Genomic DNA, 22,583 nt, shown 5'->3' with positions numbered 1-22,583 from the left:
GGCGGAGTATGACACGATGCAGGACATAAAAAGCTTGACGCGAAGAGTACAACGACGGAAATAATTGAGGGTTACCATCGTCAACATCGCAAAGCCAAAGAAAAAAGCATTTTCCCAAGCAATGAAGCGTTGCTGAAAATGCTCTACAAAACTACGATGAATGTCACTCGTAAATGGACAGAGTGTATATACAACTGGGAGTAAGTCCCCAATCAACTCTCCATTTTCTTCCTCGACGGGATCGAACTATACTGCGTAAAGTTCTTCTTGGTAGCGTTTACACTGGTAGATTTACAGCACCAATCGCCCGATATATTTAATATAATTACAAATATACCAATTGTCAACAGTTTTGAAAAAGCCCGTTGATGCCAAGGAGATGTTCAACGCATGCTGTGGGGCTGTCAAGAACGAACGTCAATTATTTAAGGAGAACGGCCCGACTTCAAACTGGAATCGCTCATGAACACGATACAGAACCACGTGTATCAGCGTCCAAAGCTGAGTTAATGAAGTTTGCCTCGCTTTGAAGTCCAATCGAAATCAGTTATAACTCTAGCACATGGGTAAACACGGTTTCCAGTAACCTCTTTCATCCGTTCGGAAAGAAAGAGGTTACTGGTACGAAAGTCTGGCTGTTGGCCAGCGGCGAGCCACATGAAGATGATATTTTCACGAACCGCCCTACAAGGCTTCTCTACCCACATTTGGCTACAAGCGTGATGATAAGAAGCTTCTACTTGATGAGATCTATGCCCCTATAGTTCAAGAAATTTCACCTCTATCTGTATTATAGGTACAAAAAAAGACACGGAAGAACAACTCCGTGCCTATATAAAGCAATTATCCCGCTTCACCGAACTTCAAATTGAAGGTCAACAAGTCTTTAAGCAGGCACTTCAAAGACTTATTCAAAAAATTGAAGTTATTAAAGACGGTTCAATCAAAGCCATACATTATATATTTCCCGTCCTCAATCCATAAGGAAGTTGGAACAACGAGAGGCGTAGGAATTAATCCTGCCCCTTCCATTTTAACATCGCCACCGATTCCACATGCACCGTATGCGGGAACATATCCACCGGCGTTACCTCCACGGTGCGATAGCCGCCATCTTCCAACACACGAAGATCACGTGCCAGCGTACTCGGATTACAACTCACGTAAACCACGCGTTCCGGCTTCATCTCCAGGATGGTATCGAGCAAACGCGGGTCGCAGCCTTTTCGTGGTGGGTCGACAACGATGACGTCAGCTTCGATGCCTTGTTCTTTCCAGCGCGGGATGACGTCCTCAGAGGCACCAACTTCGAACTTGACGTTGCGCATCTCGTTCAATAGAGCATTGCTACGTGCATCCTCGATCGCTTCAGGCACGATCTCTACCCCGTACACCTGATCCGCATGTTGCGCGAGGAAAAGAGAAATCGTTCCGATGCCGCAATAGGCATCAATTACCGTCTCTTTGCCACTCAGTCCTGCGTACTCTACCGTTTTCCCATACAGTACTTCCGTCTGCACTGGATTCACCTGATAGAACGAACGCGCAGAGATCGCAAACTGAACATCACCGATGTAATCATAGATTACATCACGGCCCCACAGGACGCGGGTCTCATCGCCAAAGATGACGTTGGTCTGTTTCTTGTTCACGTTCTGGCAGATGCTCGCCACATGCGGAATCGCTTCACGGATACTGCCAATCCATTCGTCTTTGTACGGAATGTCTCGACCATTCGTGACCAGTACGAGCATCATCTCGCCAGTACGGAACGCTTTCTTGACGACCACGTGACGCAGCAATCCGCGACCTGTCTCTTCGTTATAGGCGCTAATTCCAAAATGACTGCCAATCTCCTTCACCTTCGCGACCACTTCGTCATTGTGTTCATGCTGAATGAGGCAGCTCTCCATATCGATGATCCGGTGACTTCCTTTAGCGTAAAAACCACCTACCAGACCACCCTCGGCAGCTCCAATTGGCACCTGTGCCTTGTTCCGATATCGCCACGGCTCGTCCATACCCATCGTAGGCAGTACGCGAATCGCGTGTTCTGGATCTTCTTCGTTCATGACACCTTCGAGACGAAAACGAATACGATTACTTCCAATCATTTGTGCTTCAGAAGATGCTTGTCCAGGTTCAGTTGTCTGATTCGCATCATCTTCCAACCGTTCCACCAACTTAGCCTCATCAACTGAGGCGTCATCTTGCGCGTTGGATGCCAACGTCTCCGCATCCTCCACCATCACGTTCAGCTTGCCAATCCGCTGCAAATTATCGACTACCAACTGACGTTTCCATGCAAGCTGTCCGGCATAGCTCATATGCTGGATCTGGCAGCCGCCACACTGATCATAGATCGGGCAAGGCGCGGACACACGATCCGGGCTTGCTTTCACAATCTCCAGCAATTTGGCGTAGCCATACTGCTTCTTGGTTTTCATCACGCGCACACGCACGGTTTCACCTGGAAGCGCACCCTGTACAAAGAGCGTGTACCCATTCGCACGACCTACACCCTCACCGTCATGGTTCATGCCAATGATGTCGATGACGGTCTCTTCATTTTTGCTAACAGGCAGTCCTTCGATTGGTGCAGATTCACGCGCTCTCCCCTTTGGACGAACGGCAGAAAGAGATGCGCCTTGTGGCCGCACCTCTTTTCCCTGCTGACGTGTAGATGGACGAGATGATTGACTTGGCTGACGGGACACTGAAGCGTTCCCTTGCCCCTGAGAGGCAGCCGAATTCCGGCGGTTTTTTCCACGACCGCTGCGGTTCGTATTAGACAACGTACATTCACTTCTTTCTTCTTATATGGTATCACATCAAAAAATAACGTTCCGAATTTCTAATGAACTTCAGAAACGTTATATCATCCTCGGATGGTGTTTTCCGACCTTTTTCGGTCATTTTCTCCAAAATAACGACGCTGAGATTCCTTAGATTCGCAGATTCGGCGATTTCGCCACATTAAGGCTTTCTGAGTTCGTTAGCAGCCAGCCGGCACTCGACCAAACTGTTACATTCAGCACGGTGTACCACATCGCAGTACCATTGAACTAGACCAGCTCTTTTAACCTTCACTGTTCACGTTAACTCAATCACCACAATGTGCCCTGTATCAGCTCAATGCATGGTGACCACATGAGATTATACGCGATCCCACCGTACACAGCAACTGGAAAATACACTTCCATCTCGCATTACGGCAGAGCTGAATCCAACTCTCCTCACCACTTGTGCGATGCTCTACAACAACCACTCCGGCATTAACGCTTTCCGCAAGCGACCACATTCTCCGCCAAGTGCCAAGTTTAACGATACAACATCAGATGATGACGCAAATTCGTAAACGTAGCAGGCAGCGTGCCGCCCAACTCTCCATCGAGGTTCAGTTGCACATATCCCGGAGACGTAACTTCCATATGACTCGTCTGGAAATGAATCACTTTCTTGTCGTTCAGATGCTCCCCACGCAGCGCGAGCGTTACGAGGCGAATCATATCGGCCAGATTACATTTGCGGACACCGATCACATCGAACAGACCATCATCAATGGTTGCTCCCGGAGCCAACTTCTCGAAGCCCCCGACCGAATTGGTATTGGCGATGAGGAATAACATGAATTCATCATGGATCTCTTCCTGACCGTCGGCACGAATAATCAGCTCCTGTGGAGACAGGCTCGCCATTTTCTCAATACCCTTCATATAATAGGCCAGTTGCCCAATCATCGTTTTCAGACGACTCGGTACTTCATAGGTCAGTTCAGTCAATGATCCGCCACCGGCAATGTTGATAAAATATTTATCATTCGCTTTGCCCAGATCGAGCGGACGAAGTTGCTGGTTAATGACCAGATCCACGTAATCTTCCCACTGTCTCGGAATGCCGAGTGCACGTGCAAAATCATTCGTTGTTCCCAAAGGAAACACACCCAGCGGAGGACGGTTCTCCCGCTCGGCCATACCGTTAATCACTTCGTACAACGTGCCATCGCCACCAGCAGCAATAATCATGTCATATCCTCGCTCAATCGCGAGTTCAGCTTCCCGGGTTGCGTCACCTTCACCCGTTGTTGCGTGACATGAAGCTTCAATACCACCTTGATCCAAACGCTGCAAAATATCAGCCAGACGTTTCTTCATTTCTTCCCGGCCTGAGGTCGGATTATATATTAAGCGAGCTTTTTTCATCTCATACGCCACCTATTCCACATTATCCATGAGTCTAAACGACCTCATATTCTTACGTTGCATCAGTCCACAAAAGGGCATATTTTTTACACAATAATGAATTTGCGTTCATTCTGCTCTAATCTTTCGTCTTACCTATATCTATGCATCAGGAATTCCGTCTCATTCCAAAGCCTTTAACTCCTATCATATCATCAAATGTAAAGATGTCCTAGCCTGTAATCCATAAGTATATTTTTTCATATAGGTACCTACTAAACCATCCATTACCCAATAAACCTCACGCACCGATCCTGAATCTTCTCCACTACCTTTTATGTAAAATAGTCTCATTAATCAACCATTCTGCCCGCTTGGACAGGAATTAGTCTTCAATTTCGATGATCTTCATATGATTATGACATAGATATGTTACAAATTTACAAATCTTAAGATAAAAAGATAAATAACATAAACCTTTTTCCAATATAGTTTTAGTGCACCCTCAACTTAACACCACATCATACCCTTGAAGGAGAATTGTAAATGAAAAAAATCGTGTTAATGCTCCTGGTCTTTCTTATGGCATGTATTCCTTGGGTTACCGTTGTTGAAGCAGCAGAAATTAATCATGATCAGGTTGTCGGATTTCAGGAAGTCTCACCAGTCACCGTAATGCAACAAGCAGCCAAGCGTTTTCAGCCGTTTTTGAAGGTCTATCATGGTTGTGTCCCTTTCCCCGCAGTGGATCAACAGGGCAATACCAGTGCTGGCTTGAATACGTCCGGGTCATCGAATGGGAACTGTAGTTCAAGTACAGGCCAGATCTACTCCCGCTCCGCATGGCACAATGGGGTGTGGGCTATCATGTATTCGTGGTATTTCCCCAAAGACTCCCCTTCCTCTGGACTCGGCCATCGTCATGATTGGGAAGGAATCGTCGTGTGGGTCGATAATCCGGCAGCTGCCAATTCCAAAATCCTCTCTATCGCATATTCCGGTCACGGCCAGTTTACCAAAGTTACACCGAGCAATAACAATACACAAGGTAACCATCCGTTGATTTCCTATAATAGTACCTGGCCGCTGAACCATGAGCTCGGGGTCACCAACGCTGTTGGCGGAACTCAGCCTTTAATCGGATGGGACGATCTGACTTCTGCGGCACGAAATGCACTCAACACGACAAACTTTGGTAGCGCCAACGTGCCTTTCAACGATAACAATTTTACCAACAATTTAAATAAGGCCTGGTTCAGATAAAAAAAATCCCCTTCAAGTGGCAGCTCACTTGAGGGGGATTTCGTTATGAAGTTATCGTAGTATCCCGGATACCTGTATCACTTTTTCAACCAACCTCAAAATCCGATTTTTCTGCCTGCACGCAGCTGTTTATACCAGAAATAGACGGTGCAGCCTACACAATAACCCAGCAGTGCCGCGCTTGCAGCCGCGAGAAGCATGACGGAGAATACATAACCTGCGCCTACCCAACCAAGCGAGAACGAGATGAGTGCCAAAGACAGGAAGAGCACGGCCAGAATATTGTTGAATCGCTGTAGCTCCACCGCCTGCGCCTCTGTACCTTTACCAGTCAGCACGACTTTGCCAATCTGTACGAACAGATTAAATTTGCCACCGGAAGCCAGCCCCACCACCTGAATGATCCACAGCAAGCCCAGAACTACAATTGGATTGAACACAAACGAGAGCAAAACAAACAATACAATACCAACCTGATTTGCTTTCACATAGCGCATAGGTACTTCCCGCATCTGTATATCTCCTTATCCCCATTTTATTAGTTGGTTTTATTGTAGTCGGTATTGGGTTAATGAGCAACACTTCATTTAAGGGGAGTAAAATCTCTTTTCAGCACATCCCAATGGGGAGTCGGGGTGCCTGTTGTCTTTTTCCAATCGGTAAATGCATTATTTAACGCCTCAATCTCTCCAAAAGAACCCGCGACCAGCTTATGAACCGGAAGCATGCTATAGATCTTCAACAGAAGGTACAACATCCGTTGATGCTTGCGGATCATTTTAGCCTGAATCTCCGGTATAATCGTTATGCCCATAGCCTCAAGTACGCTAAAGCCTTCATCCATCGCCCCAATCATATGTTGGATTTGCTTTCTATTCCCGTCCAACTTGATCAACTCACGCTCCTCATTAAAACTCACCGCATTAAGCATCAGAATGGGGATGATATGGCTTTTCAGCCAGGCATCAATATCGCTCAGAACATTTAACTTGTATTTCACATGTTGGAAAGCTTGGTCCAGCAAAGGTTTAAAGCCTATCTCTCCGTCCAGACTGCCGATTACCATTTGTCCGCTGCCTCCACCGACCGATAACATGCGGTCCTTTTCCCGCTTTCCTGCACTCACATGGAATCCAAACGCGACCTGTTTTGGTGCCCGGCTGTTTTCCTCCAAAAAGTTTTGCATGCTTCGTGCATCTGCGTTGTTTCCCACAATCACAATATTGCTGCTCTGATTCTCTGCCAGAATAGGTAACACTGAAGAAAAATCGTTATATTTCATGACAACAAAAATCAGATCATATTGGTCATCCACTTCCAACGTTCTTGCTACCCGAACCTGATCAACTGTCGTTTTGAATTGAAAAACATGCCGGATGACGATTCCATCCTTCTCCAGCTCTTCTGCCCGCTTCCCTCTGGCCAGAATAGTAACATCATTGCCGCCGCGCACCAGAACCTGTGCCAGTTGACTGCCCAAAACACCTGCACCATACACTAATATTTTCATTGGTTATCCCTCTATTTCATATTTTATCAATATTCGTTGCTTTATGAACATTTGTTGATAAAATAAGATTAACAAAGCACCTACTGTGCTTCAATCGTTAAAATATCCGTTTTTGTTGAATAATCAACGAATGATTCCTTATTGTTGAAAACCATCATAGGAGGGGCCATGGACAGACGAGTACTTAAGACACGAAAGGCGATAATCGAAGCTTTTGTCGGGTTACTGGAAGAACGAGATTTCGAGCAAATTACGATAAACGATATTGCTGATCGGGCTAATGTAAACCGAGGAACCATCTATTTGCATTACGCTGACAAGTTCGACCTGTTGGATCAATGCATTGAGACCTATTTGCAGCGGTTGTTGGATGCCTGTATGATCGAAAGCTCTACTACAACACCCGTTACGGCCAAGGATGCGCTGCTCAGAACTTTCCGTTATCTGGAACAGCATGCCTCTACCTATACTACACTTCTAACCAAAAAAGGTATTCCGGCATTCCGTAGTAAGTTGATGACATTGTTGGTCCAGGGAGTACAGGATCAAATGGATGCTTGTGGAATCCAGGAAGGTATGAAAAAAGAGATCACCATACAGTTTCTTGCTTCCGCTGCTGTGGGCCTCCTGGAGTGGTGGATTATGAATTCCATGCCTTATCCGGCCGAGGAGATCGTTGACCAATTAATAAATTTACTGGAGCTACATCTGCAATTGCATGCACCCATTAATGGATAAACTAATCCTCGCTCAAGTGATCTACAACAAACAAAAACCACGTCCTTCGACGTGGTTTGATTGTTTATGAAGCTATGGAGTTCAAATCAATTTATACTGCATCACTACGAGCGATGTGATTACACACCTATACCAAAGCAATCATTTCAAGAAAAAGCTTTAACTTCATTACATCTCTCCAGCAAAATCTGGATTTGGCGCTCCATCCACTGCCCAAGCAATGGATGTGGCAACAGTGTCTCACCGCTGTACACATAGTTCAGTTCCTGTAGCCGATCCGGAATAACGTTCCTCGTGAAATAACCGGCACTCAAAAACAGCGGCGCCACAATGACTCGGTTCCCCCGCTCTTCGCTCCAGTACTTCACTTTGTCGTACACACTCTCCGGATTCAGCAATGCATAATCTGTATGGGCTACACCACTAACTTCCTGCACACGCTCTGCAAGGGAAGAAATTCCAGCTTCCCAACGCTCGCGAAAACCATCATGAATACTCCCATGGCCTACCAGCAAAATCGTTTCTTCCTCCGGTTGCTGCGACAGTAATCGGACTTTGTCCCACACCATCACGGCAATATCCGGATCGTTATCCACCGGATAACCGAAGTGAACCCGAGCCTTCACATCGAACGGTTCCAGATCCGTTTCGCGATCAGGTGTTTCCTTTGCACCAATGGCATATTCAATTTCATCCACATGTGTACTCCCGGATGAAACAAATAGAGGTACGACCAGAATATCGGTTACGCCTTGTGCTTCCAGTCGGTCGATACCGTCCTGGATCAGGCGTCCTTCCACAAGTTCAAGAAAACCGGCTTCAACCGGTAATGGAACAGGCAGATTCAACCGGGAGATCGCGTCATCGACGGATTCCACCCAGGTCTGCTCCTGTGAACCGTGACTGATGATGAGTACACCCGGCTTCTTCATGTTAGCGTCCCAGGCGTTCCAGCGTCATTTTATAACCATCATTGCCGTAATTCAGGCAGCGTTTCACACGTGAAATTGTAGCTGTACTCGCACCTGTCTCCGCTTCAATCTGGTTATACGTATTGCCTTTACCCAACATACGAGCCACTTCCAGCCGCTGGGACATGGATTGGATCTCGTTAACTGTGCAGAGGTCATCAAAGAAAACATAACACTCTTCAATATCTTTTAGCGTCAAAATAGCCTCGAATAGTTGTTCAATGCTTTTATCATTTAGCTTTTTCAGCTGCATTTCATCATCATCCCCTAGCGGTTACTGTGTACCTACATTGTACTCACCCTGAGTTGGTATTTCAAGCGTTACCGATTTCACGCACTACAGAATAAAAATACATGTTACCGCTTACAAAAGGTACTATTGTCCTCCCCTCACGCACATCGGGCGAAATTTCCGCGCTTTTTCCCAGTTTTCACCTGTATATATCCGATTACTTATGTAGGATTTCAATCCTTCTAAATGTTACAATTTTGTGTCTAAACTTCATTTTACTCTTCGTGAACCTGCCATCTTACATGCGCCCAAATCCGCAAATATCCCGTTTTCCGGGATACCCGCCTACGCCGTCTCTCCGCGAATGACATACAGTATAACAAAAGGGAGTTCCACAAGGGTCTATGATGTACATCTGTCATGCAACTCATGGAACGCAATTCCGAAATCCAATAGAAGGAACGTGATTGTTCATGCCACAGCATTATTATCACCGCCAGCCAGCACCAGGGCAGCGTCCGTCTTCTCATGCTCATCGGCAGGCACATACTTCTGCCTATATGCCGCCCGGTGTGGTTCCGCGGTCTTTGAATGAAACCCCGATCCAACCGATGTATCCTGGAGTAGAGCCCCATTACCCGAGCTTCGGTGAAGTCGAAGCTTCTGCAGTCGTACCCTATGGGCAGGGTGTGGCTGGCGGGAACTTTTATGGAGGTGCAGCTCAGGTTGTTCCCCCACCTCCGGTAACGGCGCCTGCCACTGGCAGTTCCGGCTTTTCATTAGCCAACATCGGTGAGTTAAAAGGAATGATCGACCGCTTCGGCGGAATTGATGGAATCATGAGTGGAATAGGCAAAATGCAAAAGGTCGTTGGTGGCATCCAGCAGATGGCTCCGATGATGAAACTCGTTATGGGCATTCTGCCTTTTGGAAAAGGAAAATCGAATAACAGCGCAGCTGATGCAGACTATGAAGAATATACACCACCCCGGAAACGCAAAAGTAAACGTCGGAACAAAGCAACGAATGTTCCACGTCGCCGTAATACGACTCCAACCCGTCGCAAATCCAATTCCACGAAGCGCCGTCCCAAAAGTCGCAAAGGTTAAGAAGATTCAGGCACCCCCTACAGAAGGCGGGTGCCTTAACACCGTCCATCCGTATACAAATAAATTTCAGGAACTTACGTTCTTATTTCTGTAATTTGAGGTATACTGGATAGTAACTAAAGGAGGCGGACCATGGAACTTATCAAAGACAAATACACTCCCGCATTAATCGATCGGACCGGCGAACAGATGCGTCAATTCTACCCTAAGCTGGATACACAGCAATTTCATGAATTGGTTTTCGCCGAAGGCTGGGAACAGTTGGAATTCAAAGCGCGCATTCGCAGAATCACACTGGCTTTGACCCAGGTACTGCCGGACAATTATGAGGAAGCATTACATATTATCGAACAAGCCGCCCCGACGATGAGAGGCGTTGAATATCTGTTTGTACCAGATTTTATCGAAGTGAACGGACTTGACCCAGAGGATTACGAGTTATCCATGAAGTATCTGACCCTCTTCACACCTTATTCCAGCTCGGAGTTCGCGGTACGCCCGTTTATTGAACATTATCCAATCCAAACGATGAAACATATGATGGCGTGGGCAGAGAGCAACAACGAGCATATCCGCAGACTTGCCAGTGAGGGCAGCCGGCCACGTTTGCCATGGGGTGCGAAACTCCAGAACTTTATCACTGATCCAACACCTGTACTTCCGATTCTGCATGCATTGAAACAGGACGAGTCCCTCTATGTTCGCAAAAGTGTCGCCAATCATCTGAATGACATCTCCAAGGACCACCCTGAACTGGTTATGGATCTGGCCACGACCTGGTACGGACAACATGCACACACAGACTGGATTGTCCGGCATGCCAGCAGGTCATTACTGAAGAAAGGACATCGCAAAGCACTGAGTCTTTTTGGTTATAACGAGCAGGATTCGATTCACATTGAGCAGCTTCAGCTTGTCCAGGATACGATTAGCATTGGCGAGGATCTCCATTTTTCGTTCGATGTCGTTAATGAGAGCGGCGAGTCCCAGATGCTGCGAATTGAATATGAGATGGGTTATATGAAGGCAAACGGCAAGCAGGCCCCCAAACGGTTCAAATGCTCCGATAAAATGTACCCGACAGGCAGAACCAAGGTAGCCACCAAACAATCCTTCAAAGTCATCACAACGAGAAAATATTATGCCGGTCTGCATACGCTTACCATTCTTGTGAATGGCAAAGAAGCAGCTACAACTTCTTTTGTTCTTGAAATGGAGTAAAAGGAAGTCATCATAAGTTATACACAGCTTATTGCTGCGGAATAGTTATTCACATGTGGATACATTTTTTCAAAACTTCTAATAGAAGAATCAGAAAGGCCACCTGGCAAACATCATCTCCCGACATTTATTACTGCCCGAGATCATGGCCCAGTGGCCTTCTTCATATGTAGTTCAAACTGCAATTCCCCTTACCCACCCTCACCGCTATCCAAAGACCTGCATATGGTCGTAACAATTAGAAAGATACACGATACATCCATGCTACGCATTCTTGTAACAATATTGGGCTAAATGATGATGTGGGTTAGACATGTCCCAGCGTCTACCAGGTTTCCAACTTCCCGTTGGTGGGTTATGCTCGCTTCATTTGGATAGGGTTACCGACGCAGTTTTATTCCTCGATTAAGTCTATGGTCCAGTTCTTCTCCTGAATTTTAAAATCCAGTTCCCGGTAGGATTTCGAAAGGCAATCCACTTTATGTTGAATATCTGCTATGTTCACGGTTCGCTCATACTTCACTTCAGAACGACTGTACCGATCCTGGCGAATGGACGCATTCTGCAAAACTTCGTTAAACGATGCTCTTTCTTGCATGATTCCATCCCGCTCTGCAAGGGCATCAGCAAGCGTAACTCCAGCTGTGAAGTCAGTCTGTGCATTGGTCTTATTAATTTTCTTAACCAATACCGTCAGGCTCCGGATCGTATTCTCCAGGTCAATCATAAGCAACTGTGGGTCCTCTGCTGGCTGTTCACCTTCCTGAACTTTAACTACGCGTTCCAGACGTTGCTTAAGCTGAGCTATCTTCTTCTGCTCATCTGCACGCAGTACAAGAGCCTCTGCCAATCTCATCGTATCCCATCCTTCCACAATGATATGTATGGATAATTCATCCAGAATCTATTCACATATCGTTATATTTTACCTGTGGATACACGTTATTACAAGTTTATGTTACTAACATCTGATTACACTTGTTCTCACTTAAACCAGCCCCGTTTTACAAACCAGGCCACCATGCTACCTCCAAGTACAAACATTAACAATAACACCGCACCATACCCAAACTTCCATTGAAGCTCAGGCATATAGGCAAAGTTCATACCATAAATACCCGCGATCAGTGTGAGCGGCATAAATACAGTCGTAATCACCGTGAGTGTCTTCATGATCTGATTCATCCGGTTGGAGTTCAGGGAAATATAACTGTCACGCAGGTCAGCGGTCATCTCCCGATCGGCTTCAATCATATCCGTCAGCTTCAATAAATGGTCATAGATATCGGTAAAATAAGCCGTATGTTCACCTGTTCGCTGCACATGCTGGGAGTTCACCACCCGATAGAGCAGATCCCGCATTGGTACTACCGTTCTTCTAAGCTTCAGCAATCGAGTCCGCAGATCAAACACCTGGTTCATCAAGTCTTCAACCGATTCTTGTCCACCCCGGTTCTCCAGTTCAGCCAGTTCATCCTCAATGGCAAATAGAGACGGAAAATAATGATCGACCAGCTTGTCCATCACCGTATAGGCTGCTGCCACCGGACCTCGCGCCCAGATGGTTCGTTCATGTGCATGGTGCAACAAGCGTTCCCACGCTTCATCCACTTCCTCCAATACGCCATGATGAAAAGACACCAGGAAGTTTGATCCGAGAAACAAGTCAACCTCCTCTGCTTCCAGTGTGGACGGGTTCAGTGCATGCAGCACAAGAAACTGCAGATTATCATAATAATCAAGCTTTGGCCGCTGCAACACATGCAGACAGTCCTCAATAGCTAAAGGGTGAAAATGAAAATATGTATCCAGCAAACGGCTTTCCTCTTCCGTCGGCTGGTTAAAATCGGCCCATACCCAGGCATAATCGTTCAGATCCAGCTGTGTAAGTGGTACGTTAACGGAGACTTGATGTTCTCGTGTAATGGCGAGTGTACGAATCATAAATTAGACCACGTCCTTGTCCTGTATCTTTACGTCATTGTACAACTTTAACCATAGGTACGTCTCCCACGTGTCCAAAATATCCACAGACGCTTTCAAACTCGACAACAAAAAAAGCCAACCCTGTTGGCTTCTCTCATTTCCCTATCCACAGTTCCCTGTATCCACAGGAATATCTTCTTTTGGTTTATCATTCCACGGATGGCTATCCACATATCCAGCCTGTCCACACGTTCATGCACAGGCGTCTCTTGATTTTGGTTGTATAATTGTCCACATATCCCGATATTCACACAGTTATGAACAGATTGTCTGGTAACCCCGAATTCGTTCGGGATAACTTCTCTTTTTAGAAAATAATCCAGTAGAGCAATCCTGCCAGTCCCGCAGTAATCGGAATCGTAATGAACCACGTAATAATGATACGTCCAGCAAGTCCCCATTTCACAGCAGAGAAACGTTTCGCGGAACCCACACCCAGAATAGCTGAGGTGATCGCGTGCGTTGTACTAACTGGAAGGTGAAGCAACGTTGCTGTGAAAATAACGGAAGCAGCTGAAATATCCGCGGCAAAACCATTAATCGGTTCAATTTTAAAGATTTTGGTACCCATCGTTTTGATGATTTTCCAACCACCGATGGACGTACCCAGAGCCATCGCTGTTGCCGCTGAAATTTTAACCCACAGCGGAACATCCAGATTATCCTGCACACCTGCTGCAACCAGAGCAAAGGTAATAATCCCCATCGCTTTCTGTGCATCATTCGTACCATGCGTGAATGCTTGCAGTGCTGCCGTGAAAATCTGTACCGTACGGAAACCTTTGTTCACGTTATGCGGACTGCGTTTGGCGAAAATATATTTGAGAATCGTCATGACCACATAACCGATGGCAAATGCGATCAGAGGTGATAATAACAAACCTCCGACGATATCAATGAATCCGCTCCATTTCACTTTATCAGATCCTGCGCCAACGAGTACGGCACCTGCAAGGGCTCCAATAAGTGCATGTGATGAGGAAGACGGAATACCAAACCACCATGTAACCAGGTTCCAGATAATCGCTGATATCAAGGTGACTATGACGACCTCTATCCCGTTATCCAGCGTGGTGGGGTCGGTCACACTCCCCCCAATCGTCTTCGCAACACCTGTGAACATCATCGCACCGACAAAGTTCATCACCGCTGCCATAAGAATAGCTCGACGCGGCGTCAGTGCTCGAGTTGAGACCGAAGTCGCAATGGCATTGGCCGTGTCGTGAAAACCGTTGATGAAGTCAAACGCCAGTGCAAGGAAGACGACTATACCCAATACCCAAATCGTTGTTTCCATTATTCTCTGGCTCCTTAAGAATTACGCATAATGATGGATTCAAGCACGTTCGCTACGTCTTCACAAGCATCCGTTGTTGTCTCAAGACGTTCGTAAATTTCCTTACGCTTGATCAGTTCAATCGGATCAGACACGGTAGCGAAGAGATGTTTGATACACATGCGCAGCACTTCGTCGCCTTGGTTTTCCAGATCATTCAAACGAATGGTATACTCACGGATCGCGAGCAATTTTTTCTGGGACAGCAGATGGATCGCCTTCTGAATTTCGTAAGCCGATTGGCGCAAAATTTCAGCAAACTGTATGACGAACTCATCATCTGGATCTGTCAGTTGGTACATATAGAAACGGGAAGCCGTTGCTTCGAGTCCGTCCAATACGTCATCAAGTGTTGTTGTCAGCTCCATAATATCATCGCGTTCGATCGGTGTGATAAATGTTTTGTTGAGTTCTGTAATGATCGTATGCACGTAATCATCACATTTCGACTCGTACTTCTTCATTTCATTAGCAAAAAGAGTCACATCCTGAAGGTTGGAAACATGCTGGGAGAAATAATCTGCCGCTTGAACAACCGTATCTGCCATATTCTCCAGTGTCTCAAAAAATATATCCTTCTTCTTCTTAAGCTTCATAGCTCTATCCCCTTTACGAGAAAAATTGCCGACAACCGATGAAACATGAAATGACAACCTTTGATATCTTATCATATTTGTTTCATGGTTTGTACAAAAGGTGTGATCCTTTTTTATATTCTTATCACATTAATCTGAAATGAATCTTAATTATTTGGAATAATGGTAAATTCAAGTCAAGATTTTACACTGCGTTTACAATTCGACATCAAAATTCAAAATCGACACGATTCTACTTTTCACGCTAAGGACAAATATAATGCCTTTTCGACAACAAAATGAATACATGTTTCATTGTTTTCTTTCATTACATCCTTTTATTGCTGCGCAGCCAGCTTCACATGACTGGAAAATTCCGGTTGATTGGGAACAATGCTGATAAAGGTTTTACCCGGTACAAGAGCAACTTCACTGCCACCCTGAACAAACCGTATAATATCCCCCTGCTTCTTCACCCACTGCCCACGAATCATCTTGCCCTTCTGAAAAAGCATGGCTTCCCCGCCCTGTTCCAAATTAACGGACAACCGACCTACATTATCGAGCACCTTGTGATCTGCACCTGCCACAATGATGTTTGCTGCACCAAGTTGAGTCCCATTATCCAGATCCTGATCTGCCTTGCCATTCACCATTCTCATATATCGTCCGCTAACTTCATCATAATCATACGTCACCCGGTAACTATCCAATAAATAATGGATATCAAATTGCTTCACTGTCTCTCCTGCGGATGTCGCGCCTTCTTCGTTATAATTGTATACCGGCGACTTGAAATCATGGCTGTAACCCTTGATGTCTGACCCTTCTCTCAGCTTGTCCGCTGAAGTATACAGATTATGTGGGGCTTTACGATCCGAGGAACGCCAGAAGTAAGGTCCACCATTCGAGATTTCATCCATATGCTGTTTCTGCTGCCTTTGCAAAATGGAATACGCCTCCGGACTGCCTCCGGCGTGAACAAGTACCCCATCATAACTCTCGCCGAGCTCAATTAGATATGGACGTATACTGCGAACGGGTCCAACCGTCTCAGCACCGCCTCCACTATGGAAGATGGCTATGAAACGGGTAATGCCTCCCTCAGCGAGAACTTCAAGAATGATATCGGCTGAACTTAGACCCGATTGGGGCCGAGCTGCGGGTGCATTATTAATCATTACGGCGAGTGGTCGACGCGTAATCGCTTCATCTACAGGCAGACCCGTCAGAGGTGCTGTATAGAGAGACGTGTTGGTTTCCTCCACGTGTTCTTCTTGTACAGGTGCAGGTGTCGGTTCTGGCTGAACTGGCATCTGCGCCACCTCCTGGTTTTGGCAGGCAACAAGACTTAATGAGAGAATAAACAGAGATGCAGCCGATGCTGCTTTGTTCCATTTAAAAAGCTTCAATATAGGACCTCCTGAACGATGTGGCCTGGTTCTAAGTTGTGATATATGTCTCATGTGGGCAACCATTTCACGTATTTCTTTCCATTTAATCACACCCCATCCGATTTGTCTGCGCCTAGAAGGCCTTGATACAGCTTGAAATTCACATTTGAAACAGCGATTTGCGAGAAAAATATGTCCTAAATGTGAACTTCTCAAACCTTACTTAAAATTTGAACTAGATTGTGATTTTAATCACAAACAAAACAACTTTTGAACTATACAATAAAGACATCAAAGGTGATCACTTAGAAAAACAAAAACAACACACTAGATTCCATGAAGGAGTGGTTCATATGTTCAGCACAAACCAATGGCTTAGAGAAAACAAAGTAGCAATGTGGATTTTGACAGTACTTCGGGTGTATATCGGTTATGATTGGATGACTCACGGATGGAGCAAATTGACTGGCGGATTCCAAGCTGGCGGGTTCTTGGCCGGTGCGGTAGAAAAAGCAACAGGTGATCACCCGGCTGTTCAAGCTTGGTGGGCAACGTTCCTCGAGAAATTCGCAGTACCAAACGCAGGACTGTTCGACTTCGTTATCCCATTGGGTGAATTCCTTGTAGGTTTGGGTCTCATCCTCGGTTGCTTCACTACACTAGCAGCACTGATGGCTATGGTCATGAACTTCGCGTTCCTCTTCTCGGGAACAGTAAGCACGAATGCTCAACTGGTTGTAATGGAAATCTTCCTTGTCGTTGCTGGTGCAAATGCAGGTAAAATCGGTCTGGATCACTGGGTACTGCCTTACCTTCGCGGATTGTTCACTCGTAACAACAAAGGAAATCTTCCTAAAGACACACCAACGATTAGCCCTACTCAAAAAACAGCTTAAGCAATCATTCATAGAATTCTCGGCCCTGCTCCCAATCCCCCTGGAGAGCAGGGCTTTTTACTTTTCAAAATCAGCCTGAATGCCTGACTGACTTGCCCATCCACAGAAAATCGTATTATGATGAAATAAAGTTGAACTTCAAAGGAGTACACGATATGCCGACCCAGCGACGTCTCGAGACCGATGCGGACTTCCAGGAAGCCATGAATATGAAGTATAAGGTTCGAGTTTTTAAAGATAATCACCAGATTGACTCCGGTGGCATCATTATCCGTTTTGACAGCAACACCGTAGTAGTACAATCCAGTGTCAGTGAGCTCGCTTATCATTCGCGTACAGACTGTGAATTGTTCGAAATCCGCAAATAAAGATCTATTGCATGAATAAGTCCTCATATTGAAAAAAGGTTACTGTAGCCCTTCAAGGGTGTACAGTAACCTTCTTTTGTTTATATATTGTAATTGTATGCATTAATACACGTTATGTTATCCGTACCAAACTGGCTTCAAGCACCATAATCAGGCTGTTGTCTGTTCCAAGTTACACGCCGTCTCCAAACTGCCAGCAGTTCAAACTAAGCGTTCCGTAAGGGTAAGACTGGAATAGACGCTTCGCTGATCGGGACATATCCGCTGTACCCATGGCGTAGAACAAAGGTGCAATGTGTTCTGTACCATACGACGGAACCGCCGTACGTGCATGAGGGGCTTTTTTCTCATATTGAAACAGTTCTCTTGTGTTCCACTGTTGCAAGCGCTCCCCGATCCAGTTATCAAACTCCACCGCCCACTCTTGCGGTTCATCCGTATTGCCCAGCAATCGCAAATTGTGAACCGTTCCACCGCTGCCAATGATTAACACATCATCATGACGTAGCTGTTCCAGCATTCGGCCAATATCATACTGTTCCTGCGGCGTACGCAGCGAGTCTACAGATACAGCAATCACAGGTATGTTAGCTTCGGGATACATATGGAGCAACGGTACCCATACGCCATGATCCAGCCCTCGGCCTCGAATCGGCTGATGTGCCAGATTGCTGCGGGTGAACAAAGCACATATCTCGTTCGCTAAATCTGGCTGCCCAGATGCAGGGTATTCCATCGTATACATCGTAGAAGGAAATCCGTAAAAATCATGCAAGGTCTGATGTGTATCATCCATCGTCACGGACGGTTCAGGACAATCCCAATGCGCCGTAAATACGACAATGGCTTTCGGAGCCGGCAGCCTGTCTCCAAGCTGGTTCAAGAAGTGAGTGTAGTCATTGCTCTCCACCGCCAGAGCGGGAGAACCATGCGCAATGAAAAGTGCGGGTAATGTCATTGCTGCCAACCTCCAGACACGGATAGAATGCTTACTCCTCTATTTTACCCTTAAGAAGGCGCTTTTCCAAGCTGACATCCCCAAACAGTTGTAATCCTGCCACTTATATCATCCAGTGCTGCCAATCCTGCTCGATCTTCTGACGTTCACCCAGCCACTCTCTGGTACGCGTAATCAGCTGTTCCCGCTCTTTACCTGAAGAGAAAGTGTGATCACCCTGGAAGATGATCTCCTTGTCGCAACGGCCTTCCTGGCGCATCCAGAATACCTTTTGATACAGGAATGCATAGTCTACAGGGATAATCTCATCTGACGTGCCGTGCACGACTAGAACATCGCCGCTAAACTTGACTGCTTCCTGGAATGGCTGTTGTTCAGCGAGAGATTCGAAAAAGGTCGGTGTGAATTTGTATCCCAGATAATCAGCCGCACCCAGTTTCACGCCTTCATCGTATACTTCCCGCCCCGTAATCTTCACGATATCATTGAATGGATAACCTACAGAGGACCACATAACCAGATTCTTGACACGTTTGTCGCGCACAGCAGTTAGTAATGCAACGGCACCACCCAGACTATGACCAATTAGTGTAACACGCGTAGGATCTACATCACTGCAATTCACTGCGTAATCCAGCACCGAACGGGTCTGCAGCACCATGGACTCCAGTCCCTCTGCTCCGTACTCCCCACTGCTCTCTCCGCAACCGATATAATCGAAACGCAAGACCAGATAACCGTCTTCAGCCAGCTCCCGTGCAGTCTTTACAAACAAACGATCCACGCCGATCCGGCTACCAACGAAGCCGTGGCAGATGACCGCCAGAGGTACGCGCTGCTGACTCTTCTCCTCCTTGATATCTTTCACAACCGGATAATGAATCGTGGCTGTTAATTCTTCTTGTCCATGACGGATACTGATCTGACGTTCCATACCGATTTCCCCTTTCAACGCTTAGCCTGTTGAGCTTCATTTATTAAATATATATAATCCGATAAGTTTAGTGTGTATTAAGATGTTATTCATATATTATCATCCCGTACCCTGCAAGTCAACGTAAGTAAGAACCCTTTCTACGTCGACTACCAATCTACATTTTATCGGATAATAAGCAAAAAAAAATGAGCCACGCTGATGACAGCTGGCCCGGATATCGTTTGGAATTCAAACCAAGTGTTGCAGGATCGTTATTCGTAGCTTCTACGGAACATCTCGTGGGTCTCCACCCGTCCATTCCACTCATGCTCATGACCCGAATCACTATTGTCCCAGAAACTTCTTCCCTTCAAATTTCCATCTGTCAGTTCTTCTGCATACTCCGTATCCTCCAGGTTCTCTTCAAAGGATACAACTTCGTCCACGACTCCACGGGAGTTGCTGTTCAGTAGCAGCTTCCGCGTCAATTCTGTTTGTTTATCCATAACAAGCACACTCCAATCTTGGATTTCTGTTGGAAATGCTACTATTGTGATGGAATCGGCTGCTCTTTATGCATACTTCACACAATCGTTAGATCTGGGAGGCGTGAGGGTATTTTTTCACATGAACGGGGGAAAATAAACGAACAAACATAGGCAGCATATGCCTCGGAATCCTTCTGCCGAAAGGAATGAATTCATGGAACATCTACTGGAATGGATTCAACATCACGGTAAACTGGTGCTGTTATGCACCTCTGTTATACTGGCCTGTGTATGGATATGGGTCCACCATGAGCAGCTTTTTTATAAGGAATGACTTTGCGAAACGAGAGCCCTTCCCGTATACTAAAATACCGTCAGGGTCTTCAGTCAATTGGAAGATCAGAACGTGTGTAGACAGGGGGAGCAATCATTGGGGATTTCCTATAAGAAGCTTAAAGAAATACAGAATCGGCAAATAACTGAGATGAGTCGAATGACACCTGAACATGTGAAACTGTATGACGAGATTAGCACAATTGCGCGTCATGCGCCAGCGGACGAGAGAACACAAGAAGAGTGGATACTCTCCGCAGGAAAAGCGATCGTACAGGCTCAGCGGGATAACATATCTGCTCGCGAGTTATACGGACCTGATCTGGAACAAGACATCCATGCACAGCTCGGGATTACAAATACAGCACCGGAGAAGACGGCTGCCGTTGAGGTGGGTAAATCCAGCCCAACCCGTGGTAATAGTTCAACAGCTTCATCGAAAAAGAATGCCAACGCTGTAGAACCACAGCCAACTGAGAATCCAGAGCCTGTGAAACGGACACCAAAGTGGTATGCCATGATCGCTTGGGCGGCTTTGTCTTTTGTCATGTTGATTCAAGGATGTGTGGGATTGTTCGTGGGTTGGACTGGCGGAGATACGGAGCCGTTCCAACACATCAGTCTGTTCTCTCTGATCGTTGCGGCAGTTGGCGGTATTGCATTGGTGGAGATGCTTCGCCGCCTTGCTGAGCGACCGGACGATGAAGGAGCGGACAAGAACACCGTACCTAAGGTTAACCTTAAGGGAATCATAATTTACATCGTCATCGTGGTCCTTGTGCTGTTTGTAGGGTATCCACTACGTGATAAACTTCCGGTATTTGCACTGGCTCCGTGGGTGAGTGCAGTGATCGGAGTTGTGGGACTTGCAACGGTAAGACCTTTATTTGGACAAAAGAAAACAGTATAACACGTATATAAGCGATTAAGGGGCCTCACGAATTCATGAGGTCTTTTTCCATTTGGAGCTGGTTCCGATGTTTGATTCCTTTGCCCGGTGTCTCTCCAAACTCCCGCTTGAACATACGGATAAAATAGTTCACTTCCATCCCTATGGTCTCTGCCGCCTCTCGTACACTTGCTCCTGGATGCTTGTCCATCCAGTCCGAAGCCTTCTGCAAACGTAATCGTTGCATATATTGATGTCCTGTCACGTCATAACGCTGGTGAAATAATCGGTTGAGATGCTGCACCGAATAACCCACTGCGTCAGCGATGTGCTTCAATAACAGGTCATCCTGGTAGTGCGTATGCATCAATGCTACTGCTCGGATGAGTGCATCCTTGCTCGGATCGGGCTCCCGATTAGAGTGTTTTACAGTGCCATCCTGTGCCCTAGATGATCCAATACCTCCTATGCCGACATCAGATGGTATTTTCGATTGTGCTATATCTAAAATAAGCTGGTAGATCAGGGTTGATGTTTTCCACATCTCCGTTGCTCCTTGATCCAGCGCGTGCCAGAGATTGGTCATTCGTGACCAGATGACTTCAAAACCGGAGATATGGCACGGTTCGTTCTGAAGCAAACCCGTGGATTGTAGTACCGATCCAGCCGATGTACCGCCAATACCGATATAACCCAGTTCCCCTTTGGATTTGGAATGAGGCACATACTCATGCGCAACCTCGGGTTCCACAATGAATAACTGCCCTGCTCCTATCGTCCATGTCCCTTTTCCCGTTATCTTGAACTGCCCTTCACCACCGCGTGACAAAAACAACTGATACACCGGAAATCCATTCGGTCTATGCAGAACTTTCTCTTCCTGCGTGCCCACACAATACAGGTACAGCGGCAACCGGGAATCCGGCAGGCCCGTCAAACGAAACGCAAGCATTCCATCATTCCTTTCGGCTCATAGGCTTCTATCATAAGGTGAACTAAAGATATTTACACTGGCCACTCCGTTTCATGTAAATGTTAGTTCAATCTATATAGAATTCTTTCCTTTATTATCCATTATTTGTTCCCGATGTAACAATGGTCTTAGGCACCTTTTTGACGACAAGATTTTCAAAATGGAAATAAAAAAACTCCCCTTCTCTTTTGGAAAGGGAGTTAGCGTGTTACTTTACTGAATAATAAATGTTCTTCTGATAATGGC

At 46.2% G+C, this 22,583-nt stretch carries 22 protein-coding genes and 1 pseudogene; 8 read left to right on the top strand and 15 right to left on the bottom strand.

Annotated elements, in window-relative coordinates:
- Nucleotides 1-51: 51 nt before the first annotated feature.
- Nucleotides 52-204, top strand: a pseudogene (locus MHH92_RS03955) (IS256 family transposase); the annotation flags it as partial.
- A gap of 809 nt (nt 205-1,013) precedes the next feature.
- Here MHH92_RS03955 and rlmD read toward each other — a convergent pair.
- Both rlmD and MHH92_RS03945 read right to left on the bottom strand, forming a co-directional pair.
- Nucleotides 1,014-2,795 carry a 23S rRNA (uracil(1939)-C(5))-methyltransferase RlmD gene (gene rlmD, locus MHH92_RS03950; protein ID WP_340902066.1) on the bottom strand — a complete coding sequence of 594 codons (1,782 nt, stop codon included), beginning with the start codon at nt 2,793-2,795 and terminating at the stop codon, nt 1,014-1,016.
- A gap of 525 nt (nt 2,796-3,320) precedes the next feature.
- Nucleotides 3,321-4,202, bottom strand: coding sequence for a diacylglycerol kinase (locus MHH92_RS03945; protein ID WP_340902064.1), 882 nt, complete (start codon nt 4,200-4,202; stop codon nt 3,321-3,323).
- Between the two features lie 525 nt (nt 4,203-4,727).
- Between MHH92_RS03945 and MHH92_RS03940 the strand changes: the two genes are divergently transcribed.
- Complete coding sequence (locus MHH92_RS03940; RefSeq protein ID WP_340902063.1) at nt 4,728-5,444, top strand: NPP1 family protein; 717 nt, start codon at nt 4,728-4,730, stop codon at nt 5,442-5,444.
- Nucleotides 5,445-5,539: 95 nt separating this feature from the next.
- Here MHH92_RS03940 and MHH92_RS03935 read toward each other — a convergent pair whose 3' ends face one another.
- Nucleotides 5,540-5,956, bottom strand: a complete 417-nt coding sequence (locus MHH92_RS03935) for a DUF4395 domain-containing protein (protein WP_036606047.1) — start codon at nt 5,954-5,956, stop codon at nt 5,540-5,542.
- A 71-nt stretch (nt 5,957-6,027) separates the two neighbouring features.
- The gene (locus MHH92_RS03930) at nt 6,028-6,954 is read right to left on the bottom strand and encodes a ketopantoate reductase family protein (protein ID WP_340902060.1); all 927 of its coding nucleotides are present in this window, start codon (nt 6,952-6,954) and stop codon (nt 6,028-6,030) included.
- Nucleotides 6,955-7,122: 168 nt separating this feature from the next.
- Between MHH92_RS03930 and MHH92_RS03925 the strand changes: the two genes are divergently transcribed.
- Nucleotides 7,123-7,692, top strand: a complete 570-nt coding sequence (locus MHH92_RS03925) for a TetR/AcrR family transcriptional regulator (protein ID WP_340902059.1) — start codon at nt 7,123-7,125, stop codon at nt 7,690-7,692.
- 146 nt (nt 7,693-7,838) lie between these two features.
- Here the strand turns inward: MHH92_RS03925 and MHH92_RS03920 are convergent, their stop codons facing one another.
- Together MHH92_RS03920 and MHH92_RS03915 are read right to left on the bottom strand one after the other, a co-directional pair.
- Complete coding sequence (locus MHH92_RS03920; RefSeq protein WP_340902057.1) at nt 7,839-8,624, bottom strand: sirohydrochlorin chelatase; 786 nt, start codon at nt 8,622-8,624, stop codon at nt 7,839-7,841.
- A 1-nt stretch (nt 8,625) separates the two neighbouring features.
- Nucleotides 8,626-8,916: a YerC/YecD family TrpR-related protein gene (locus MHH92_RS03915; RefSeq protein WP_017690665.1), complete on the bottom strand. Its 291-nt coding sequence runs from the start codon at nt 8,914-8,916 to the stop codon at nt 8,626-8,628.
- A 452-nt stretch (nt 8,917-9,368) separates the two neighbouring features.
- On the opposite strand from MHH92_RS03915, the gene MHH92_RS03910 reads away from it, so the two are divergent.
- The gene (locus tag MHH92_RS03910) at nt 9,369-10,004 is read left to right on the top strand and encodes a hypothetical protein (protein WP_340902046.1); all 636 of its coding nucleotides are present in this window, start codon (nt 9,369-9,371) and stop codon (nt 10,002-10,004) included.
- A gap of 132 nt (nt 10,005-10,136) precedes the next feature.
- Nucleotides 10,137-11,225 carry a DNA alkylation repair protein gene (locus MHH92_RS03905; protein WP_338707752.1) on the top strand — a complete coding sequence of 363 codons (1,089 nt, stop codon included), beginning with the start codon at nt 10,137-10,139 and terminating at the stop codon, nt 11,223-11,225.
- 394 nt (nt 11,226-11,619) lie between these two features.
- Here the strand turns inward: MHH92_RS03905 and MHH92_RS03900 are convergent, their stop codons facing one another.
- The 5 genes from MHH92_RS03900 to MHH92_RS03880 form a co-directional block, all read right to left on the bottom strand.
- Nucleotides 11,620-12,081 carry a DIP1984 family protein gene (locus MHH92_RS03900; RefSeq protein ID WP_340902045.1) on the bottom strand — a complete coding sequence of 154 codons (462 nt, stop codon included), beginning with the start codon at nt 12,079-12,081 and terminating at the stop codon, nt 11,620-11,622.
- A gap of 128 nt (nt 12,082-12,209) precedes the next feature.
- Complete coding sequence (corA, locus tag MHH92_RS03895) at nt 12,210-13,169, bottom strand: magnesium/cobalt transporter CorA (RefSeq protein WP_036668386.1); 960 nt, start codon at nt 13,167-13,169, stop codon at nt 12,210-12,212.
- Between the two features lie 349 nt (nt 13,170-13,518).
- Nucleotides 13,519-14,508, bottom strand: coding sequence for an inorganic phosphate transporter (locus tag MHH92_RS03890; RefSeq protein WP_036606054.1), 990 nt, complete (start codon nt 14,506-14,508; stop codon nt 13,519-13,521).
- 14 nt (nt 14,509-14,522) lie between these two features.
- Nucleotides 14,523-15,143, bottom strand: coding sequence for a DUF47 domain-containing protein (locus MHH92_RS03885; RefSeq protein ID WP_017690670.1), 621 nt, complete (start codon nt 15,141-15,143; stop codon nt 14,523-14,525).
- Between the two features lie 317 nt (nt 15,144-15,460).
- A complete protein-coding gene (locus tag MHH92_RS03880) occupies nt 15,461-16,534 on the bottom strand; it encodes a DUF3048 domain-containing protein (protein ID WP_340902044.1) in 1,074 nt (357 codons plus the stop codon).
- A 335-nt stretch (nt 16,535-16,869) separates the two neighbouring features.
- On the opposite strand from MHH92_RS03880, the gene MHH92_RS03875 reads away from it, so the two are divergent.
- Together MHH92_RS03875 and MHH92_RS03870 are read left to right on the top strand one after the other, a co-directional pair.
- Nucleotides 16,870-17,412 carry a DoxX family protein gene (locus tag MHH92_RS03875; protein WP_036606056.1) on the top strand — a complete coding sequence of 181 codons (543 nt, stop codon included), beginning with the start codon at nt 16,870-16,872 and terminating at the stop codon, nt 17,410-17,412.
- Nucleotides 17,413-17,567: 155 nt separating this feature from the next.
- Nucleotides 17,568-17,780 (top strand): hypothetical protein, encoded by a 213-nt coding sequence (locus MHH92_RS03870; RefSeq protein ID WP_017690673.1) that lies wholly within the window; start codon nt 17,568-17,570, stop codon nt 17,778-17,780.
- A 172-nt stretch (nt 17,781-17,952) separates the two neighbouring features.
- On the opposite strand, the gene MHH92_RS03865 is transcribed toward MHH92_RS03870, so the two are convergent.
- From MHH92_RS03865 to MHH92_RS03855, 3 genes are all read right to left on the bottom strand, one after another.
- Complete coding sequence (locus tag MHH92_RS03865) at nt 17,953-18,738, bottom strand: DODA-type extradiol aromatic ring-opening family dioxygenase (protein WP_017690674.1); 786 nt, start codon at nt 18,736-18,738, stop codon at nt 17,953-17,955.
- Nucleotides 18,739-18,841: 103 nt separating this feature from the next.
- Nucleotides 18,842-19,672, bottom strand: a complete 831-nt coding sequence (locus MHH92_RS03860) for an alpha/beta hydrolase (protein ID WP_036606057.1) — start codon at nt 19,670-19,672, stop codon at nt 18,842-18,844.
- 254 nt (nt 19,673-19,926) lie between these two features.
- Nucleotides 19,927-20,160, bottom strand: a complete 234-nt coding sequence (locus MHH92_RS03855; RefSeq protein ID WP_047840502.1) for a hypothetical protein — start codon at nt 20,158-20,160, stop codon at nt 19,927-19,929.
- 412 nt (nt 20,161-20,572) lie between these two features.
- Between MHH92_RS03855 and MHH92_RS03850 the strand changes: the two genes are divergently transcribed.
- On the top strand, nt 20,573-21,385 hold the full coding sequence (locus tag MHH92_RS03850) for a DUF1129 family protein (protein WP_340902042.1): 813 nt from the start codon (nt 20,573-20,575) through the stop codon (nt 21,383-21,385).
- A 25-nt stretch (nt 21,386-21,410) separates the two neighbouring features.
- On the opposite strand, the gene MHH92_RS03845 is transcribed toward MHH92_RS03850, so the two are convergent.
- Nucleotides 21,411-22,316 carry an AraC family transcriptional regulator gene (locus MHH92_RS03845; RefSeq protein WP_340902041.1) on the bottom strand — a complete coding sequence of 302 codons (906 nt, stop codon included), beginning with the start codon at nt 22,314-22,316 and terminating at the stop codon, nt 21,411-21,413.
- Between the last annotated feature and the right edge of the window lie 267 nt (nt 22,317-22,583).

Source organism: Paenibacillus sp. FSL M7-1414 (assembly GCF_038003195.1).
Taxonomy (GTDB): Bacteria; Bacillota; Bacilli; order Paenibacillales; family Paenibacillaceae; genus Paenibacillus; species Paenibacillus amylolyticus.
The sequence above is the reverse complement of the archived record's forward strand: the minus strand, read 5'-3'. Positions and strand labels throughout refer to the sequence as shown.

Excerpts from the sequence above, each read along its gene's own strand:
- MHH92_RS03945 (WP_340902064.1), bottom strand. The coding sequence starts at position 4,202 with ATGAAAAAAGCTCGCTTAATATATAATCCGACCTCAGGCCGGGAAGAA.
- MHH92_RS03940 (WP_340902063.1), top strand. The coding sequence starts at position 4,728 with ATGAAAAAAATCGTGTTAATGCTCCTGGTCTTTCTTATGGCATGTATT.
- MHH92_RS03935 (WP_036606047.1), bottom strand. The coding sequence starts at position 5,956 with ATGCGGGAAGTACCTATGCGCTATGTGAAAGCAAATCAGGTTGGTATT.
- MHH92_RS03930 (WP_340902060.1), bottom strand. The coding sequence starts at position 6,954 with ATGAAAATATTAGTGTATGGTGCAGGTGTTTTGGGCAGTCAACTGGCA.
- MHH92_RS03925 (WP_340902059.1), top strand. The coding sequence starts at position 7,123 with ATGGACAGACGAGTACTTAAGACACGAAAGGCGATAATCGAAGCTTTT.
- MHH92_RS03920 (WP_340902057.1), bottom strand. The coding sequence starts at position 8,624 with ATGAAGAAGCCGGGTGTACTCATCATCAGTCACGGTTCACAGGAGCAG.
- MHH92_RS03915 (WP_017690665.1), bottom strand. The coding sequence starts at position 8,916 with ATGCAGCTGAAAAAGCTAAATGATAAAAGCATTGAACAACTATTCGAG.
- MHH92_RS03910 (WP_340902046.1), top strand. The coding sequence starts at position 9,369 with ATGCCACAGCATTATTATCACCGCCAGCCAGCACCAGGGCAGCGTCCG.
- MHH92_RS03905 (WP_338707752.1), top strand. The coding sequence starts at position 10,137 with ATGGAACTTATCAAAGACAAATACACTCCCGCATTAATCGATCGGACC.
- MHH92_RS03900 (WP_340902045.1), bottom strand. The coding sequence starts at position 12,081 with ATGAGATTGGCAGAGGCTCTTGTACTGCGTGCAGATGAGCAGAAGAAG.
- corA (WP_036668386.1), bottom strand. The coding sequence starts at position 13,169 with ATGATTCGTACACTCGCCATTACACGAGAACATCAAGTCTCCGTTAAC.
- MHH92_RS03890 (WP_036606054.1), bottom strand. The coding sequence starts at position 14,508 with ATGGAAACAACGATTTGGGTATTGGGTATAGTCGTCTTCCTTGCACTG.
- MHH92_RS03885 (WP_017690670.1), bottom strand. The coding sequence starts at position 15,143 with ATGAAGCTTAAGAAGAAGAAGGATATATTTTTTGAGACACTGGAGAAT.
- MHH92_RS03875 (WP_036606056.1), top strand. The coding sequence starts at position 16,870 with ATGTTCAGCACAAACCAATGGCTTAGAGAAAACAAAGTAGCAATGTGG.
- MHH92_RS03870 (WP_017690673.1), top strand. The coding sequence starts at position 17,568 with ATGCCGACCCAGCGACGTCTCGAGACCGATGCGGACTTCCAGGAAGCC.
- MHH92_RS03865 (WP_017690674.1), bottom strand. The coding sequence starts at position 18,738 with ATGACATTACCCGCACTTTTCATTGCGCATGGTTCTCCCGCTCTGGCG.
- MHH92_RS03860 (WP_036606057.1), bottom strand. The coding sequence starts at position 19,672 with ATGGAACGTCAGATCAGTATCCGTCATGGACAAGAAGAATTAACAGCC.
- MHH92_RS03855 (WP_047840502.1), bottom strand. The coding sequence starts at position 20,160 with ATGGATAAACAAACAGAATTGACGCGGAAGCTGCTACTGAACAGCAAC.
- MHH92_RS03845 (WP_340902041.1), bottom strand. The coding sequence starts at position 22,316 with ATGCTTGCGTTTCGTTTGACGGGCCTGCCGGATTCCCGGTTGCCGCTG.